We start from the raw sequence: 15,611 nt of genomic DNA, 5'->3' as shown, positions 1-15,611 counted from the left end.
GGCCAGCAGCGCCTCGCGCGACAGCGCGGCCATCCGCTGCGCGTAGGGCAGCAGGCGGCGGCCGGCGCCGGTCAGCGTCATGCCGCGGCTGTGCCGTTCGAACAGCGCGGTGCCGATCTCGGCTTCGAGCGCCTTCACCCGCTGCGTGACGTTGGATTGCACGGTGTTGAGTTCGTCTGCAGCGCGAGTGATGCCGCCCAGCCGCGCAACCGTCGAAAAGGTCAGAAGATCGCTTAACTCCACGGCGCGTTCCGTTTCATTTTAGAGATATCAGAATTCTCTAGTATTCATTTTTAGAGAATGATAGTTCGATCTAATGTCGCTGTCCAGATTTCAGGGAATGGACATGCCGATCTCCACGCCGCTGACTGCCCGCCTGGGCATCCAACATCCGATCCTGTCCGCGCCGATGGATGTCATCGCGGGCGCACGCCTCACATCGGCGGTCAGCGCCGCCGGCGGCTTTGGCATTCTCGGTGGAGGCTATGGTGACCGAGCTTGGCTGGAGCAGGAAACCGCGAAGCTCGCCAATACCCCTGATCCCTTTGGCATCGGCTTCATCACCTGGAGCCTTGGGAAGCAGCCCGCGCTGCTGGACATCGCGCTTGAAGCCGATCCGCGCGCGATCATGCTTTCGTTCGGCGATCCCATCCCCTTTGCATCTCGCATCAAGGCGTCAGGCGCGCTCCTGATTTGCCAGGTGCAAACCGAAGACATGGCGCGGCAGGCCCTCGATGCAGGCGCCGACATTCTGATCGCGCAGGGAACGGAAGCCGGTGGTCACGGCGCGTCGCGGACGACAATCGACATCGTGCCCGCGATCGTCGATCTCGCGGCCGGTCGCGTGCCGGTCGCAGCCGCCGGCGGCATCGGCGATGGCCGCGGGCTGGCGGCGATGATGATGCTGGGCGCATCCGGCGTGCTGCTCGGCACGCGCTTTTACGCGAGCGAGGAATGTGACGGGCCCGAGGAAGCCAAGAAGCGTATCTGTGCGGCGTCGAGCGGCAACAGTGTCCGCGGCATCATCTTCGATCTCTCGCGCAACAATGTTTGGCCGGCGCCGTTTACCGGCCGCTGCCTGATCAACGATCATGCGCGGCGCTGGATGGGGCGCGAGGTCGAACTCATGCAAAACGCCCAGGCCGTCGCGGCCGATTATGCGGCGGCGAGGGCGGCTGGCAATTTTGACATCGCCGCCGTCATTGCCGGCGAAGCCGTCGGACTGATCCATGATATCGCGCCGGCTGGCGAGATCGTTGACAGGATCGTCACCGAGGCAGAGCAGATATTGGGCGGACGGCGTAACTCCGTCGCAGCCTGAGCGCATCCATCTTCAAATCAAGCGAGCAGAACCATGTGGCCAGACCGCCGGATCATCGACCTCTTCAAGACCGAATTTCCGATCGTGCTGGCGCCGATGGCCGGCATCATGGACGCCGAGCTGGTGATCGCGGCGGCGCAGGGTGGGGCGCTGGGGTCGCTGCCATGCGCGATGATCTCGGCCGAGAAGGCGCGCGAGCAGGTCAACATCATTCGTCAGCGCGTCACGGCGCCGGTCAACATGAACTTCATGTGTCACAAGCCGGTCGATGCCGATCCTGCGCGCGAGGCCGGATGGAAGGCGCGGCTTGCCGCCTATTACAAGGAATTGGGAATCGATCCTGCTGCGCCGATCAACGCCGCCAATCGGGCGCCGTTCGACGAGGCGATGTGCGCGGTGGTGGAAGAGCTGAAGCCGGAAGTGGTGAGCTTCCATTTCGGCCTGCCGGATCCGGCGCTGGTCAAGCGCGTGAAGGCGGCGGGATCCATCGTAATGTCCTCGGCGACCATCGTGAAGGAAGCGATCTGGCTGGAGGAAAACGGTGCTGACGTCATCATCGCGCAAGGCGCGGAGGCCGGCGGCCATCGCGGCATGTTCCTGACCGACAATATCGCCCAGCAGCCCGGCACGTTCGCGCTGGTGCCGCAGGTGGTCGATGCGGTGAAGGTGCCGGTGATCGCGGCCGGCGGCATCGCCGACGGGCGCGGGATTGCTGCGGCGTTCGCGCTCGGCGCGTCTGGCGTGCAGATCGGCAGTGCCTATCTGCGCTGCCCGGAATCCAAGGTGATCGGACCTGCGCGCACGGCGCTGGCCCAGGCGCATGACGATTCCACCGTCATCACCAATGTCATGTCCGGGCGCCCCGCGCGCGGCGTCGCCAACCGCGTCATGCGCGAGGTCGGGCCGATTTCGGCGGATGCACCCGCGTTCCCGCACGCCGCCACTGCGCTCGGACCGCTGAAGGCGGCAGCCGAAAAGCTCGGCAAGGTCGATTTCACCAATCTCTGGGCCGGGCAGGCAGTGCGGATGGGCCGCGAGATGCCGGCGGCGGAGCTGACCCGTTCGCTCGCGGGTGCCGCGTTGGCGCGGTTCGGCGCGCTGGGTGGCTAGTCGGCGGCCTGGGGCGATCTTGCTGTCCTAATGCGCCGGCTCGTCGCGCCTGACGTCCAGATGCTCGGCGGCCAGCGAACGGTAATGCGCGGCCATCTCTTTGTAATGTTGCCTTGAGATCGGATCGGTCGCGCTTTCCGCGCGGCGTTCGAACATTTCCGCCTTTTCCTGCAGGATCTTAGCCCGAGACATGGCTTTCCCTCCTGTTTTGTCAGATTAGGCAGGCGAGGTAGACGATCGCGGCGCCGAGCACAGTCCCGATGGACCAGAGGGCAGGATGCCAGCTTTCTGACCCGGCACCGTCATTTTCGATGGTCGACGCGGCCCGGCCTCCCGATTGCCTAGGCCGCGATTGCATTCCCCCGACTGTTTCAGGAGCACTACGTAAGGAGGTAAACGGGTTTCGTCAGGGCGCTTTGGGCTCAAAATCTTGTGTGCCTGGGCAAGATCGACCTCAGGTCCGTAAAAAGCGGACATTCGGCGCCTGCTCCCGCGGTTGCGGCGCAAAAGCGGCCTCTGCTATACGGCAGATGCTAATTCTCCGTTCGAGGCCTATATTTATGTCCGTTGATGCCGCCACCGTTCGCCGCATCGCGCATTTGGCGCGAATTGCGGTCACCGAGGCCGAGGTTCCCCATCTGCAGGGTGAGCTGAATGCCATGCTGGCTTTCGTGGAGCAGCTTTCGGAAGTGAACGTCGACGGCGTCGAACCGATGACCTCGGTAACCCCGATGGAAATGAAGAAGCGTGCCGACGTGGTCAGTGACGGCGAGATCCCTGACGACATCGTCAGAAACGCGCCGGAAACGCAAAATCACTTCTTCCTGGTGCCGAAGGTCGTTGAGTAGCTTTTACTCTGTTTCGAGATCGGAAACGCCGATGTGTCTGCTCTGCGACGATGAAAAGGCCTATCAGGCCTACATGAACTATCTCGACGCGATGGAGCGGCAGGGCAAGGCCGCCGATCCCGACAAGGCGATGGACGCCGTCCTCGATCAGCTCGAGGCCGCCGACAAGGCGCGCGCCCAGGAATCGAATAGCCCCGCCAACGACAAGACGCTTTCTCCTTTCTTCTGCAGCCCGATCAATAAATGACCGACCTGACATCGATGACGATCGCCGAGGCCAAAGCCGGCCTCGCGAACAAATCTTTCACCTCGCTTGAACTGACGGATGCGCATCTCGCCGCCATCGAAGCGGCGCGTTCGCTCAATGCCTTCGTGCTGGAAACGCCGGATCAGGCCCGCGCCATGGCGCGCGCAATCGACGCGAAAATCGCCAAGGGCGAGGGCGGTCCGCTGGCCGGCATTCCGCTCGGCATCAAGGATCTGTTCGCGACCAAGGACGTGCGCACCACCGCGTGCTCAAAGATCCTCGGCAATTTCGTGCCGCCTTATGAATCGACTGTGACCTCGCAGCTCTGGCGCGACGGCGCCGTGATGCTCGGCAAGCTCAACAACGACGAATTCGCGATGGGCTCGTCGAACGAGACCTCGTGCTTCGGGCCGGTGGTCAATCCGTGGCGGCGCGAAGGTTCCAACACCACGCTGGTTCCGGGCGGCTCATCCGGCGGATCGGCATCCGCCGTGGCAGCGCTGCTCTGCATGGGCGCGACCGCGACCGATACCGGCGGCTCGATCCGCCAGCCCGCCGCCTTCACCGCGACCGTCGGCGTCAAGCCGACCTACGGCCGCTGTTCGCGTTGGGGCATCGTGGCGTTCGCGTCTTCGCTGGACCAGGCAGGACCCATTGCGCGCACAGTGCGCGATTCTGCGATCCTGATGCGCTCAATGGCAGGCCATGATCCGAAGGACACGACCTCCGTCGACATCGGCGTGCCCGATTACGAGGCCGCGATCGGAAAATCCGTCAAGGGCATGAAGATCGGCATTCCCAAGGAGTACCGCCTCGACGGCATGCCGGCGGAAATCGAAAAGCTCTGGACGGAGGGCGCGGCGTGGCTGAAAGCGGCCGGCGCCGAACTGGTCGAGGTGTCTCTGCCGCACACCAAATATGCGTTGCCGGCCTATTATATCGTTGCGCCGGCGGAAGCCTCGTCCAACCTCGCGCGCTACGACGGCGTGCGCTACGGCCTGCGCATGCCGGGCCGCAGCATTGGCGAGTTGTACGAGAGCACCCGCGCTGAAGGCTTTGGCGATGAAGTCCGCCGCCGCGTCATGATCGGCACCTATGTGCTCTCCGCCGGCTATTACGACGCCTATTACCTGCGTGCGCAAAAAGTCCGCACGCTGATCAAGAAGGATTTTGAGGACTGCTTCGCCAAGGGGGTCAGCGCAATCCTGACGCCGGCGACGCCGTCGGCCGCCTTCGGCGTTGGCGAGAAGGGCGGCGCCGATCCGGTCGAGATGTATCTCAACGACATCTTCACGGTGACGGTGAACATGGCGGGACTGCCGGGCATTGCCGTGCCGGCCGGCAAGGATGCGCAGGGTCTGCCGCTTGGCCTGCAACTGATCGGCCGTCCGTTCGACGAAGAGATGTTGTTCTCGCTCGGCGAAGTCGTGGAACAGGCGGCTGGCCGCTTCACACCGCCGAGATGGTGGTAGCGATGGCGGATTTCCGCGCCAGCCTGTCGGACGCCGCGCCGGCGCCTAGCCTGGGACCGCTGCTCGTTGCATTGCGGTGGGCCGCGAAGGGCGACTGGGGCCGGGCGCACAAGATCGTGCAGGATGAAGGAAGCGCCGAGGCGGCCTGGGTGCATGCCTATCTGCACCGTGTCGAAGGCGATCTCGGCAACGCCGGCTACTGGTATCGCCAGGCCGGCCAGCCGGTGGCGAAGGATTCTCTGGAAGCCGAATGGGAGCGGATCGTGTCCGCGCTGCTCGGGAGTGGAAAAGCATGAACGTGTCAGTCAAGCCGGGAAAACTGATCAAGGGCCAGACCGGCGACTGGGAAGTCGTGATCGGGATGGAGATCCACGCCCAGGTCACCTCGAAGTCAAAACTGTTCTCGGGCGCCTCGACCGAGTTCGGCGGCGAGCCCAACAGCCATGTGTCGCTGGTCGATGCGGCGATGCCGGGCATGCTGCCTGTCATCAATGAGGAATGCGTCAGGCAGGCTGTCAGGACGGGCCTCGGATTGAATGCGCAGATCAACCTGCGCTCGGTGTTCGACCGCAAGAACTATTTCTATCCGGATCTGCCGCAGGGCTATCAGATCAGTCAGTATAAATCGCCGATCGTGGGCGAGGGCGAGGTCGTAGTTGAATTGGATGGCGGCAAGACCGCCACGGTCGGCATCGAGCGGCTGCATCTGGAACAGGACGCCGGCAAGTTGCTGCACGACCAGAGCCCGACCATGTCCTACGTCGACCTCAACCGCTCCGGTGTGGCGCTGATGGAGATCGTGTCGAAACCCGACATCCGCGATGCCGAGCAGGCAAAGGCCTATGTGACCAAGCTGCGTTCGATCCTGCGCTATCTCGGCACCTGCGACGGTGACATGGAGAAGGGTTCGTTGCGCGCCGATGTCAACGTTTCCGTGCGCAAGCCGGGCGGTCCCCTCGGCACCCGCTGCGAAATCAAGAACATGAACTCGATCAATTTCATTGGCCAGGCGATCGAGTACGAGGCGCGGCGCCAGATCGAGATCATCGAGGATGGCGGCACGATCGACCAGGAAACGCGGTTGTTCGACCCGAACAAGGGCGAGACACGCTCGATGCGCTCCAAGGAAGAAGCGCATGATTATCGCTATTTCCCGGATCCGGATCTGCTGCCGCTCGAGTTCACACAAAGCTATGTCGATGAGCTCAAGGCGAAGCTTCCGGAACTGCCGGACCAGAAGAAGGCGCGCTTCATCGAGAGCCTCGGTCTGTCGCCCTACGATGCCAGCGTGCTGGTGGCCGAGCGCGAGAGCGCGGACTTTTACGAAACCGTGCTCGCGGGTCTTGCCGACAAGGCGCGCGACGGCAAGCTCGCGGCCAATTGGGTGATCAACGAGCTGTTCGGCCGTCTCAACAAGGAAGGCCATGGAATCGCGGACTCGCCGGTGTCGGCGGCGCAGCTAGCTGCGATCGTCGGCCTGATCGGCGAGGGCACGATCTCCGGCAAGATCGCCAAAGACCTGTTCGAGATCGTCTGGACGGAAGGCGGCGACCCGCGCGAGCTGGTCGAGGCGCGCGGCATGAAGCAGGTCACCGATCTCGGCGCGATCGAAAAGGTGGTCGACGACATCATCGCCGCCAATCCGGACAAGGTCGCGCAGGCGAAAGCCAAGCCGCAACTCGCCGGCTGGTTCGTCGGCCAGGTGATGAAGCAGTCTGGCGGCAAGGCCAACCCGCAGGCGGTCAACGACCTCTTGAAGGCGAAGCTCGGCATCTGAATCGTCCCGTAACGGGACACGCTTGCAACGTCGTGATCGATGCGCGCGTGTATGCATCGATCGTTCATCGCGATCCAAACTCGCCATCGCGACTGCAAGTGCGCGTCCGAATCGGCGGTTACGATTCGTCCGGAAAATTCGTTTTTGGCGCGCGTCGGCGAGACGCCAACGCTGTCACCACGAAAATTTTTTTATTGCCAAAGTTCGCGACTCAGAGTCCGTGCACACGGCATTTTCGCGGCATCATTGAGTCGCGACTACACTGATCGTTCATCGATCGTCGCTATCGTGAATTAAAGAAAGTACTGCGGCACAGGCGCTTTCTTCAATATTGACAAATGCCAATGCCCGTCGTTGCGGCACTTTTTGCATCGAGGCGCGAGCATGTTGTGGTGTCGCCGACGTCGACGCTTCGCGCGCTCTCACATTGCCGCGTCAACACTTCCTTAAGCGGGACGCTGTTTTTTTGAATGTGTTGGTGTATTCGGGATGTAGTGCATCTCGATTCCCGAGTGCACGCAGCGATTAAGCCATCTCACTACATTAGGAGGGCAACATGGCCAAGAAAGCTAAGAAGGCAAAGAAGGCGAAGAGCGCAGTGAAGAAGACTGCGAAGAAGACCCGCAAGGTCGCCAAGAAGAAGAAGTAACTTCGCTTCTCTGAGAATTGCCGGCGGCTTGATGCCGGCACGTCATTAGAGCCTTCAGATACGGTTTGCTTCTCGAAGCGGATTTAAGGTCTGACTGCTCTGGTTGACGAAAGAGGGTGTCGGCGAGACATCAGGTCAAACGGCTGGATCGTATTTCGAAGGGGTTCGCTCTTTCAAAAACCGGTCCGGCAGAAGAAATGAGTTTTCTTCGTTCGGTGCGGGTATCTCCGGAGATCCGCAATTTCACCAGGGCCCAAGCCCGGCGTGAAATCTGGTCCTGACGTGTTCGCCGACGCCCTCGTTCCCTCGGGGCGTACTCGTCCCCGGAACGCCCGCTTTCGCTGGAGCGCTCCGATAGCCCGCGCATCACGCGTCCGGCGCCAAAGGTTTTCCCCGTTTATTTTGATCGTTCGCAGGCGTGGATTGTTTCGGTTCCGCCTGTTCCGCCAAGCGGGTCATCCACTGTATCCGGCCGCGGCGTGATCTTCCGGGTGACCGCAGAAGTGGTGGGACACCGGATCATTTCCGCTGAACACATCATCGTGCGGCGGCCTGTCGCGCCGGCGCAGTGGCGAATGAAGACACCGACGTTGCCGCAATGGTTATCGTTCTGCGAAGCCGCAGGGTAAACCGAACTTCACGATTGGCCACTTCTCCCTGTGCCGCAGGCACTTCTGCGATTTCGCGTCCGGCAGCGCAATACGCGCGTTTACACCCCGTTCATCGCGAACCTTAAACTGCCCTTCAAATTTGATCGGCCATGATCATCCCAACAACAGACCGGAAAACGGTACGCGCATGATCCGCCAAAGTGTGGGCGGTTTGGCGATCAGATCATGCGCTCTCTAATAAAGGGCGCGCGATCGGACGCAAAACCGGTTTCCACTTTTGCTGATCGCGCGCTGGGATGACAGGCGTTTCAACAGTGGACAGGGGCCGCGCTCGGGGGAGGGCGGCAACGATAAAAAGGGGAGCTACGGATGTTTCAGGGGCAGATTGATCTCGATACGGCAATTCCGGTAGAGGCGACGGCGATCCCGGACGTGCTGTTCGAGCGCGGCCTTTACTGGGCGAGCGGTCGTTCCGGCGTGGTGAACCTCGTCGCGGCCCACAAATGGTTCAATCTCGCCGCGCTGAAGGGGCGCGCGGATGCAATCTCCATGCGCCGCGAAGTCGCTGCGATGATGTCGGATGCCGAGATCGCCACCGCGCAGCGCGAAGCTCGCGCCTGGATGACGGCATACTAAGGACGACGCCTTCCGGCCGGCGCCGTGGCGGCTGGAGCGGAAATCGCGGAGAAATCCGGACCGGCCGGCTGGCGCAATCTTGTTTATGGCCTATTCTTGGGTCGATGTCGAAGCGCCCGCCACATCCATCAAATATCCAACGGCCGGGTTCGAGCAGTCAGGTGCTCGAAAGCGCGGCGTTTGCGCTGCGGATGCAGCGTCCCAATGAGGCCGAGCGGCTTGCCTTTGGCGTATTGAAATCGGACCGGGGCAATGCCCTTGCCGCGCAAATTCTCGGACGCGCGCTGCTGATGCAGAACCGTGCCGACGAGGCGATCGCCCCGTTGGAGAGGGCGGCGCGTCGCAGTGACGATCCGCAGATCGAAACCCTGCTGGCCGGGGCATTGGCCGCCATCGGGCGGGGCGACGAGGCGCTTGACCGGTTGCGCCGGATCATTGCGCGGCGTCCGCCATTTCCACCGGCGTTTCTCGAATATGCCGGCCAGCTTGGCAAAGTTGGACGCGTCGACGAGGCCATCGCGGTGCTCGAAAGCGGGCTTGCGCTCACCCCCGACGCAGCCGATCTGCGAGCGCAGCTTGGGTATCTCCATATGAAACGCAACGATCGCGCCAAGGCGCGCGCCATTTTTTCGCAACTGCTCGCGGCGGCGCCGGAGCGGTACGATGTTCTGGTTGGGTTGGCCAAGGTGATGGGGCTGGACGGTGAATATGCCGCCGCTGCCGATCTCTATCGGCGCGCGCTCGGGATGCGGCCCGACGATGCCGTGACGCGAACCAATCTCGGCATCTGCCAGCTTGAGATGGGTGAGCGCGAGGCGGGAGAAGCGAACCTGCGTGCGATAACGCGTGGCGCGCCGCAGTTGACCGGGCAGGCGCTCACCTCGCTCGCCGCCGCTTCGCATGGCCGTTTCTTCCTGCGGCCGAGCGCCGCCGCGAAGTTCCTTGGCGTTGAATGAGGCTGACTGTCGTTATGCCCGGAATTGCCGGCGATAGATGCCAGTCTCGCGGTAGATCGCGGTTGTGAGATCGTGCGTCCGCTGCGCATCTTCTTTGGTGAATGTCGCCGTGCGCGCGATCCAGCTTTCTCGTTTGACTGGCATGCACTGAGCGACCGGCGTGCCCTTCGGCAGCACGCCGCTGAAATTCGCATCGTGCCAATGCGCCGGAAAATGTATCCAGTTGTCATGGTAGAGGTCGCAATCGACCAGACCGGTCAGCGTGGTGAACGGCAAATCGAAGCGGTTGGCCGGATGCGTGAACAGCACCGAATAGCCTTCCGGCGCCTGGATCGTCCACAGGTTGTGGAATTTGATCAGGAAGCGATCGGCGTCGAACAGCGGCGTGCCGCTGACCTGACTGGCGTCGTGGAAGCCGACCGGCGAGCGTACGAAGCCGACCTCTCCGCCCGGCGGCAGATCGTTGTCCCAGGTGAATTCGCCGTTCTCGATCTTCAGGTCGCAGATCAGCGGAATCAAAAAGCCGGAGGTCATGGCGTCGACAAAGGGCGGACAACGCTTGAGCGTGTCGCCGACCCGGAAAAGGACCGGATTGAATGCCTGTGACGGCATCGCCTTGAACCAGTCGGGCACGCCGAGCGCTGCCGGCACCGGCGGTGGCAGCAGCCCGTCCAGTTCGATCGGGCAGCGGAACGTCAGCGTCATCGAACTCTCTTGTTGCGAAGTCATGTTTTCTCCAAGGGTTGGATGTTCGATGCTTGCAGCGCTGGACTGTATGGACGCGGGCGGTACAATTGGAATCGGCTCAGAGCGGGCTGCCGATTTGGCAGTAGATTTGTTTGAAGCTTTGATTATGGGCCCAACAATGGACCAATCGGCTCGGTATTCATATCAACAAGATGAATAGCAATGGCGGAGCCGGAGGGAGAAAGTTCGAACCAGCCCGCCGTCGCTGCTTCTCTTGCACTTCATCGCGGCTTGCCGCGATGAAGCGTAAAGGGCTTGGACAAGGCGGGATTGGCGGAGCCGGAGGGATTCGAACCCTCGATAGGGCTTTACAACCCTATAACGGTTTAGCAAACCGCCGCCTTCAGCCACTCGGCCACAGCTCCATCAGCGCGGATATGCCTGACGCGAGGGCCAGCCGCAAGCGGCAGATTCAGATTACGCCAAGGCCATTTAGAGGCGCAGTCGCTTGGCACGTATTTCCCGCGATGGACCGTATCCCGTGGCGCGCGTTTAAGGCGCATCTTTCCGGAACTCTGCATCTCGGGGGCAGGGTCGCATCGATTGGCAGGCGTGCTCGATACCGGAGCGCTGCCGGTAACTACGGTGTGTGTTCACCTCGCGCCGCTTCGAAATCGCGCGAAATTGATTCGGCGTCGCTGGCGAGCCCGATTCGATTCCACGCATGCCGTGGTTCCTGATCCTCGACGCGAAGCGCCGGCCTTCGCCGCACTCTATAAATGCATCTCGGCGCGGGAAACTATCGGGCTTCCACCGCTTTTCGCCGGCTTTTTGCCCTGGTTGGGCGTCCGTCGATGGGTAAGGCACCCTTCAGTCGTACTAATTGTCGCGAACCGACCCGCCTTCGCGTTCCTCGCAGCCCGCGCCGCGGCCGGCTGGCTTCGTCCATTGTCTCTATAATAGGCAGGATGCGCGACTGCGGATTCGGCGACCTCGCCTTCGATTCGACGCGAGAGAGGACCGTTGATTGGGGCGCAAACCGCTTGTTGCGCTGCCACCGTCACAGTCGGCGCGTCAATTAGAATTAATCAAAAATATCTAATAAAAACAATAGCTTGCAGAAAAACTTCAATCACAATCGCGTGTTATTTGTGCAACACATTTCGGAAAAGGGGCGGAGTCGGGCCGTTCGAAGCGGTTCCTTTGTTGCGTGTGTAGGAGTCCTCGGTAATTGTGATCAAGCGACGGAGGGGGGCATCCCGAGGTCGTCCCGTTTTAGGTGGTTCGCTTAAGTCCCTCGCGTTCATGCGGGAGTGTCCGAAGGCGCGAAGCGACTAAGCGGGTTTCAGGGGACAAGGGAACCAACCTTAGGGTGTTTCACCCAGCGGATCCGGAACCTTCCCTACAGAGCAACTTGGAGGTTTAACATGAAGATGGTTAAGAGCCTTATTCTCGGCTCAGCGGCGGGTTTGATCGCCATGAGCGGAGCTCAGGCTGCCGATCTTCCCGTAAAGGCCAAAGCGGTCGAGTACGTGAGGATCTGCTCCCTGTATGGTGCGGGTTTCTTCTATATCCCGGGCACCGACACCTGCATCAAGCTGGGTGGTTACCTGCGCATTGACACCACGTTCAACGGCAACGTCTACGGTGGTCCGGCCTGGAGCGGCGATCTCGGTCAGGGTAACCGCTACCGGGATTACTTCGCTAGCCGTTCGCGTCTGGCGCTCACGGTTGATACCCGTACCGCCACTGAATACGGCGTGGTCCGCACCTTCGGCCAGGGTAACTTCCAGTTCAACAACTTCGGCACTGGCAACCCGGCCGCACTTGCCGCGTTCCCGGGCGGCGCTTCAAACGCGCTCAACACCGCGGGCGGCGGCTACGTCGCAGTTGACCAGATCTTCATGCAGTTCGCCGGCTTCACCTTCGGTAAGTCGGTTTCGGCTTTCGCGACGCCTTGGAACGGCTATCCGGGCAACAACAACTCGTTCTTGATGGGCGGTCCTGACTACGTCACCGGCGTCAACAACATCCAGTACACCGCTCAGTTCGGCAACGGCGTGTCGGGCACCATTGGCCTCGACGATCCGACCCAGTACGGCCGTACCTCCCTGCTGAACCTCGGCGTGGCCGCCACACCCGCAGGGTTTGCATTGGGTGCTGTCCAAGCCACGGCCGCTGGTGCTAACGCCTACGGCGGAACGCATGCTCCTGACATCGTCGGCAACATCCGCGTCGACCAGGCCTGGGGTCTGTTCCAGATTTCGGGTGCTGCGCATCTCGTGAATGCTTCCTACAACATCCTCAACGTTGGTGGCACTCCGAACAACCTGTCGGAAATCTCCGGTCACCCCGAAGACAAGTGGGGCGGTGCGGTGATGGCAGCCTTGCAGATCAAGAACCTCCCGACCGGTCCGGGCGACGACTTCAAGATCGATGCCACCTACTCCAAGGGTATGACGAAGGCCGTGGTCGCCACGAGCGGTACCTCGCCGAACTTCGCGATGTTCGGTTCGACCGGCCTCGGTGGTGCTTACCAGAGCATCGGCTTCGGCCAAACGGCTGATGGGGTTTTCCTGCCCGGGTTTATTACCGGCGGTCTCACCGGCGACATCAAGCTGGTGGATGCATGGGGTATCCGTGGTGCGTTCAACCACAACTGGGATCCCTACTGGTCGACCAGCCTCTGGGGCAGCTACGGTTCGGTTCGCTACGGCGGCAACGCTCTGGACATCCTCACCGCCAAGGGTCAGTTCTGCGCGAGTTTCAACTTCGGCAAGGTCGTGTCTGCAGACTATAGCTGCAACCCCGACTTCAACTTTGCCCAGGTTGGTATGGTCACCCGCTGGACTCCCGTCAAGAACCTGACGTTCTCGGCTGAAGTCGGCGCGTTCTTCCTCGACCAGAAGTTCACGGGCGCTGCCATTCTGACTCCGGCAGCTCCGAAGCCGACCGCTGCGTACGAGTTCAAGGACCAGAGCACTGTGTTCCTGAACGTTCGCGCTCAGCGTAACTTCTGATCCCGAAAGACTTGAAACACTCGGAGAACCCCCGGCAGGCAACTGCCGGGGGTTTTTCTTTGTCGTGCTCCGACACCATCGTTTGTGGCCCTGCATCCGGCCATGCGGTGTCGCCGCCTGGAAACTCAGGCCGTGATATTGGCTGGAAGGTGGGAGCCGACGGGACCGTTGAGGCGGGACACCGTGCGGCACGACGTGGCCGGCAGCGCCGTGTAAATCTAGTTTGCTGCTATTCGACGCTGGCGCTGGCGCCGCGATGCAGGTCGGCTTCGATCTGAAGTTTGGTCCCGCCGCCGAACCGCGTGCGATAGACCTGCATGTTCTCCATGATCCGCTGCACGTAATTCCGCGTTTCGGAGAACGGAATCAGCTCGACCCAGTCGACTGCGTCGACCTTGGGATCGCGCGGATCGCCATAACGCTCGATCCATTTCTTGACGCTGCCGCGGCCGGCATTGTAGCCGGCGAAGGTCAGGATGTAGGAGCCGCGGTAGTCTTCGAGCAGCCCGCCGAGTTCGGCGGCGCCAAGCATGGCATTGTAGACCGAGTCGGTTTTCATCCGGTTGAGATCGAAACTGACGCCGGCCCGTTTGCAGACATAGCGACCGGCGTCCGGCGTTACCTGCATCAGCCCGTAGGCCTGGGCCGGTGAAACGACCGCGGGATTGAAGGCGCTTTCCTGCCGCGCGATCGAATAGATCACGCTCGGCTCGACTTCGGGCCCGATCTGCTTGAACGACGGGATACCAATCACCGGATACGCGTAATGGTCGAACGGCAGGCCGCGGTTGAGCGCGGCCTTGCCGAGCAGCAGCATGCCGCGGGCGTCCCTGTGGCGTGCGGTGAGCTCGCCGAGGCCCACCAGCGCATCGGGATCGCCATTCTCGCCCATGTCGGCGAAAATCGGGATCGCGAGCTCGCGCTCGTCGAGCTCATAAAGCAACTGCACGGCGCGGACGATCTCAAGCCGATCAACCCCGCGGCCGCGGCCGGTCGGCACGCCGTTCAATCCGAGCTGCGGCAGGCCGAGCTTGGCGCGTGCCAGTTGACCGTAATAGCTGGTCGATTGCTCGGCCGCTCGGCCATAGGCAGCGCGGGCTTCCTGTGCGCGGCCCGCGGCTTCCGCCGCGCGGCCCTGCCAATAGCCGGCGCGCGCCAGCGCGGTCGGGTTCACGCTGCCAACGCCGATGCGCGCGAAGTGCTGGGCGGCGACCGCCGGGTCCTTCAGGAACCGCAGCGCGATCCAGCCCGCGGTGAATTCCTGCTCGGTCTTGTAGATGTCGCGGGAAGGAAGCGCGGCGTCCCGCGCGATCAGGTAGGCGTTGCGATGTTCGCCGACGTCCAGCATCTTGCGCGCCAGCAGGCGGCGCTCGATCCACCATTCGTTGAGATTGTGCAGGCGGTTCGGATCCTTCGGCACGGCCAGCATGAGCTGTGCGGCCTCGTTGAACTTCTCATCGCGGCGGAGCCACTGGATCCTGGCAAACACGTAGCCGGGATCATTGTGCAGCTCCTGCGGCACCGCCTCGAGCAGCGTCTTGAGGTTGGAGGATTTCTTGTTGGCCGCGATGCGCGCCTTGGCCAGCGCGACATGGCCTGAACCGAGCCGCTTGGCAGCGCGCATGCCGCCTGCTTCCTGCTCGGTGCCGTACAGCAGCGCGTCCATTCGCGCCTTGTGGTCGCCCGCGGTCAGCAGTGCGCCGAACATATCGAGGGCTGCGTTCTCGGTGTCTTCCGACATGCCATCGTGGCGCCACGCCTCGCGGACCAGCCGCTCGGCATTGCTGCGATCGCCGCGCGCAAGCATGGCCTTCGCCAGCGCGAATTTGCCCTTGGCCGAGATCGGCGATTCGTTTTCGAACCAGGACCAGACGGTCGCGTCGTCGCGGCGGTCGTCCCACAGGGCTGCCTCGATGCGCCGGCGCAGGAAGGTCTGCGACGGCCAGCTTGGATTGCCCGAAACAAACGCGCGGTAGCGTTCGACGGAAGCGCCATTGTTGTCGCTGCGCAGGATCAGCCATTCCGCGAGTTTGCGGGCGACCGGGTCCGATATCGCGGCCTGCGCCTGCGTTGCATCCCCGGGCTTCTGCTTGCGCACCAGTTCGATGACGTTCTGCAGCGCATCCTTGTCGGCCTGCGAGGTCGAGGATGATGCGGCTACCGCTGCCGGCACGTGCTTGCGCTGATAGGGCGGGGCGGCATGCTGACGCGTAGCAGGCGCGAGGATTGCCGGTGCTGGAGCGGGCGCGGCCGGCGCCGCGGCGGCATGGGCCGCGG

The 15,611-nt window shown here is 62.4% G+C and carries 14 protein-coding genes and 1 tRNA gene; 10 read left to right on the top strand and 5 right to left on the bottom strand.

Annotation, left to right across the window (positions count from 1 at the left end):
* Positions 1 to 243 (bottom strand): LysR family transcriptional regulator (locus CP49_RS10425; RefSeq protein ID WP_156438252.1); only part of this gene is annotated, 243 nt, incomplete at its 3' end.
* Between the two features lie 73 nt (positions 244 to 316).
* Here CP49_RS10425 and CP49_RS10420 point away from each other — a divergent pair.
* Together CP49_RS10420 and CP49_RS10415 are read left to right on the top strand one after the other, a co-directional pair.
* Complete coding sequence (locus CP49_RS10420; protein WP_276326596.1) at positions 317 to 1,321, top strand: NAD(P)H-dependent flavin oxidoreductase; 1,005 nt, start codon at positions 317 to 319, stop codon at positions 1,319 to 1,321.
* Positions 1,322 to 1,354: 33 nt separating this feature from the next.
* Entirely contained in the window at positions 1,355 to 2,431 is a 1,077-nt protein-coding gene (locus CP49_RS10415; RefSeq protein WP_057850179.1) for an NAD(P)H-dependent flavin oxidoreductase, read from the top strand.
* Between the two features lie 27 nt (positions 2,432 to 2,458).
* Here the strand turns inward: CP49_RS10415 and CP49_RS44480 are convergent, their stop codons facing one another.
* A complete protein-coding gene (locus tag CP49_RS44480; protein WP_156438248.1) occupies positions 2,459 to 2,623 on the bottom strand; it encodes a hypothetical protein in 165 nt (54 codons plus the stop codon).
* Between the two features lie 368 nt (positions 2,624 to 2,991).
* Here CP49_RS44480 and gatC point away from each other — a divergent pair, with 368 nt between their 5' ends.
* The 7 genes from gatC to CP49_RS10380 all read left to right on the top strand — a co-directional run bounded on the left by gatC (position 2,992) and on the right by CP49_RS10380 (position 9,627).
* Complete coding sequence (gene gatC, locus CP49_RS10410) at positions 2,992 to 3,279, top strand: Asp-tRNA(Asn)/Glu-tRNA(Gln) amidotransferase subunit GatC (protein ID WP_057850178.1); 288 nt, start codon at positions 2,992 to 2,994, stop codon at positions 3,277 to 3,279.
* Positions 3,280 to 3,310: 31 nt separating this feature from the next.
* On the top strand, positions 3,311 to 3,526 hold the full coding sequence (locus tag CP49_RS10405; protein ID WP_057850177.1) for a hypothetical protein: 216 nt from the start codon (positions 3,311 to 3,313) through the stop codon (positions 3,524 to 3,526).
* Positions 3,523 to 4,998, top strand: a complete 1,476-nt coding sequence (gatA, locus tag CP49_RS10400; RefSeq protein ID WP_057850176.1) for an Asp-tRNA(Asn)/Glu-tRNA(Gln) amidotransferase subunit GatA — start codon at positions 3,523 to 3,525, stop codon at positions 4,996 to 4,998. The genes CP49_RS10405 and gatA overlap by 4 nt, the downstream gene beginning before the upstream one ends.
* Entirely contained in the window at positions 4,989 to 5,294 is a 306-nt protein-coding gene (locus tag CP49_RS10395; protein ID WP_057850175.1) for a hypothetical protein, read from the top strand. The genes gatA and CP49_RS10395 overlap by 10 nt, the downstream gene beginning before the upstream one ends.
* Complete coding sequence (gene gatB / locus CP49_RS10390; RefSeq protein ID WP_057850174.1) at positions 5,291 to 6,775, top strand: Asp-tRNA(Asn)/Glu-tRNA(Gln) amidotransferase subunit GatB; 1,485 nt, start codon at positions 5,291 to 5,293, stop codon at positions 6,773 to 6,775. Before CP49_RS10395 ends, gatB begins: the two co-directional genes overlap by 4 nt.
* Positions 6,776 to 8,404: 1,629 nt before the next feature.
* A complete protein-coding gene (locus tag CP49_RS10385) occupies positions 8,405 to 8,671 on the top strand; it encodes a hypothetical protein (RefSeq protein WP_057850173.1) in 267 nt (88 codons plus the stop codon).
* Positions 8,672 to 8,832: 161 nt separating this feature from the next.
* The gene (locus CP49_RS10380) at positions 8,833 to 9,627 is read left to right on the top strand and encodes a tetratricopeptide repeat protein (protein WP_245310640.1); all 795 of its coding nucleotides are present in this window, start codon (positions 8,833 to 8,835) and stop codon (positions 9,625 to 9,627) included.
* Positions 9,628 to 9,639: 12 nt separating this feature from the next.
* Here the strand turns inward: CP49_RS10380 and CP49_RS10375 are convergent, their stop codons facing one another.
* Both CP49_RS10375 and CP49_RS10370 read right to left on the bottom strand, forming a co-directional pair.
* A complete protein-coding gene (locus CP49_RS10375) occupies positions 9,640 to 10,356 on the bottom strand; it encodes a hypothetical protein (protein ID WP_057850172.1) in 717 nt (238 codons plus the stop codon).
* Positions 10,357 to 10,645: 289 nt separating this feature from the next.
* Positions 10,646 to 10,739, bottom strand: a tRNA-Ser gene (locus tag CP49_RS10370).
* Between the two features lie 1,002 nt (positions 10,740 to 11,741).
* Between CP49_RS10370 and CP49_RS10365 the strand changes: the two genes are divergently transcribed.
* Positions 11,742 to 13,334, top strand: coding sequence for a porin (locus CP49_RS10365; protein ID WP_057850171.1), 1,593 nt, complete (start codon positions 11,742 to 11,744; stop codon positions 13,332 to 13,334).
* Between the two features lie 229 nt (positions 13,335 to 13,563).
* On the opposite strand, the gene CP49_RS10360 is transcribed toward CP49_RS10365, so the two are convergent.
* Positions 13,564 to 15,611, bottom strand: a 2,048-nt coding sequence (locus CP49_RS10360; protein WP_057850170.1) for a lytic transglycosylase domain-containing protein, incomplete at its 5' end; no start/stop codon positions are given.

Origin of the sequence: Bradyrhizobium valentinum (assembly GCF_001440405.1) — a bacterium.
GTDB lineage: Bacteria > Pseudomonadota > Alphaproteobacteria > Rhizobiales > Xanthobacteraceae > Bradyrhizobium > Bradyrhizobium valentinum.
Note: the sequence above shows the minus strand (reverse complement) of the source record. Positions and strands in the feature narration are given on the sequence as shown.

Excerpts from the sequence above, each read along its gene's own strand:
- CP49_RS10420 (WP_276326596.1), top strand. The coding sequence starts at position 317 with ATGTCGCTGTCCAGATTTCAGGGAATGGACATGCCGATCTCCACGCCG.
- CP49_RS10415 (WP_057850179.1), top strand. The coding sequence starts at position 1,355 with ATGTGGCCAGACCGCCGGATCATCGACCTCTTCAAGACCGAATTTCCG.
- CP49_RS44480 (WP_156438248.1), bottom strand. The coding sequence starts at position 2,623 with ATGTCTCGGGCTAAGATCCTGCAGGAAAAGGCGGAAATGTTCGAACGC.
- gatC (WP_057850178.1), top strand. The coding sequence starts at position 2,992 with ATGTCCGTTGATGCCGCCACCGTTCGCCGCATCGCGCATTTGGCGCGA.
- CP49_RS10405 (WP_057850177.1), top strand. The coding sequence starts at position 3,311 with ATGTGTCTGCTCTGCGACGATGAAAAGGCCTATCAGGCCTACATGAAC.
- gatA (WP_057850176.1), top strand. The coding sequence starts at position 3,523 with ATGACCGACCTGACATCGATGACGATCGCCGAGGCCAAAGCCGGCCTC.
- CP49_RS10395 (WP_057850175.1), top strand. The coding sequence starts at position 4,989 with ATGGTGGTAGCGATGGCGGATTTCCGCGCCAGCCTGTCGGACGCCGCG.
- gatB (WP_057850174.1), top strand. The coding sequence starts at position 5,291 with ATGAACGTGTCAGTCAAGCCGGGAAAACTGATCAAGGGCCAGACCGGC.
- CP49_RS10385 (WP_057850173.1), top strand. The coding sequence starts at position 8,405 with ATGTTTCAGGGGCAGATTGATCTCGATACGGCAATTCCGGTAGAGGCG.
- CP49_RS10375 (WP_057850172.1), bottom strand. The coding sequence starts at position 10,356 with ATGACTTCGCAACAAGAGAGTTCGATGACGCTGACGTTCCGCTGCCCG.
- CP49_RS10365 (WP_057850171.1), top strand. The coding sequence starts at position 11,742 with ATGAAGATGGTTAAGAGCCTTATTCTCGGCTCAGCGGCGGGTTTGATC.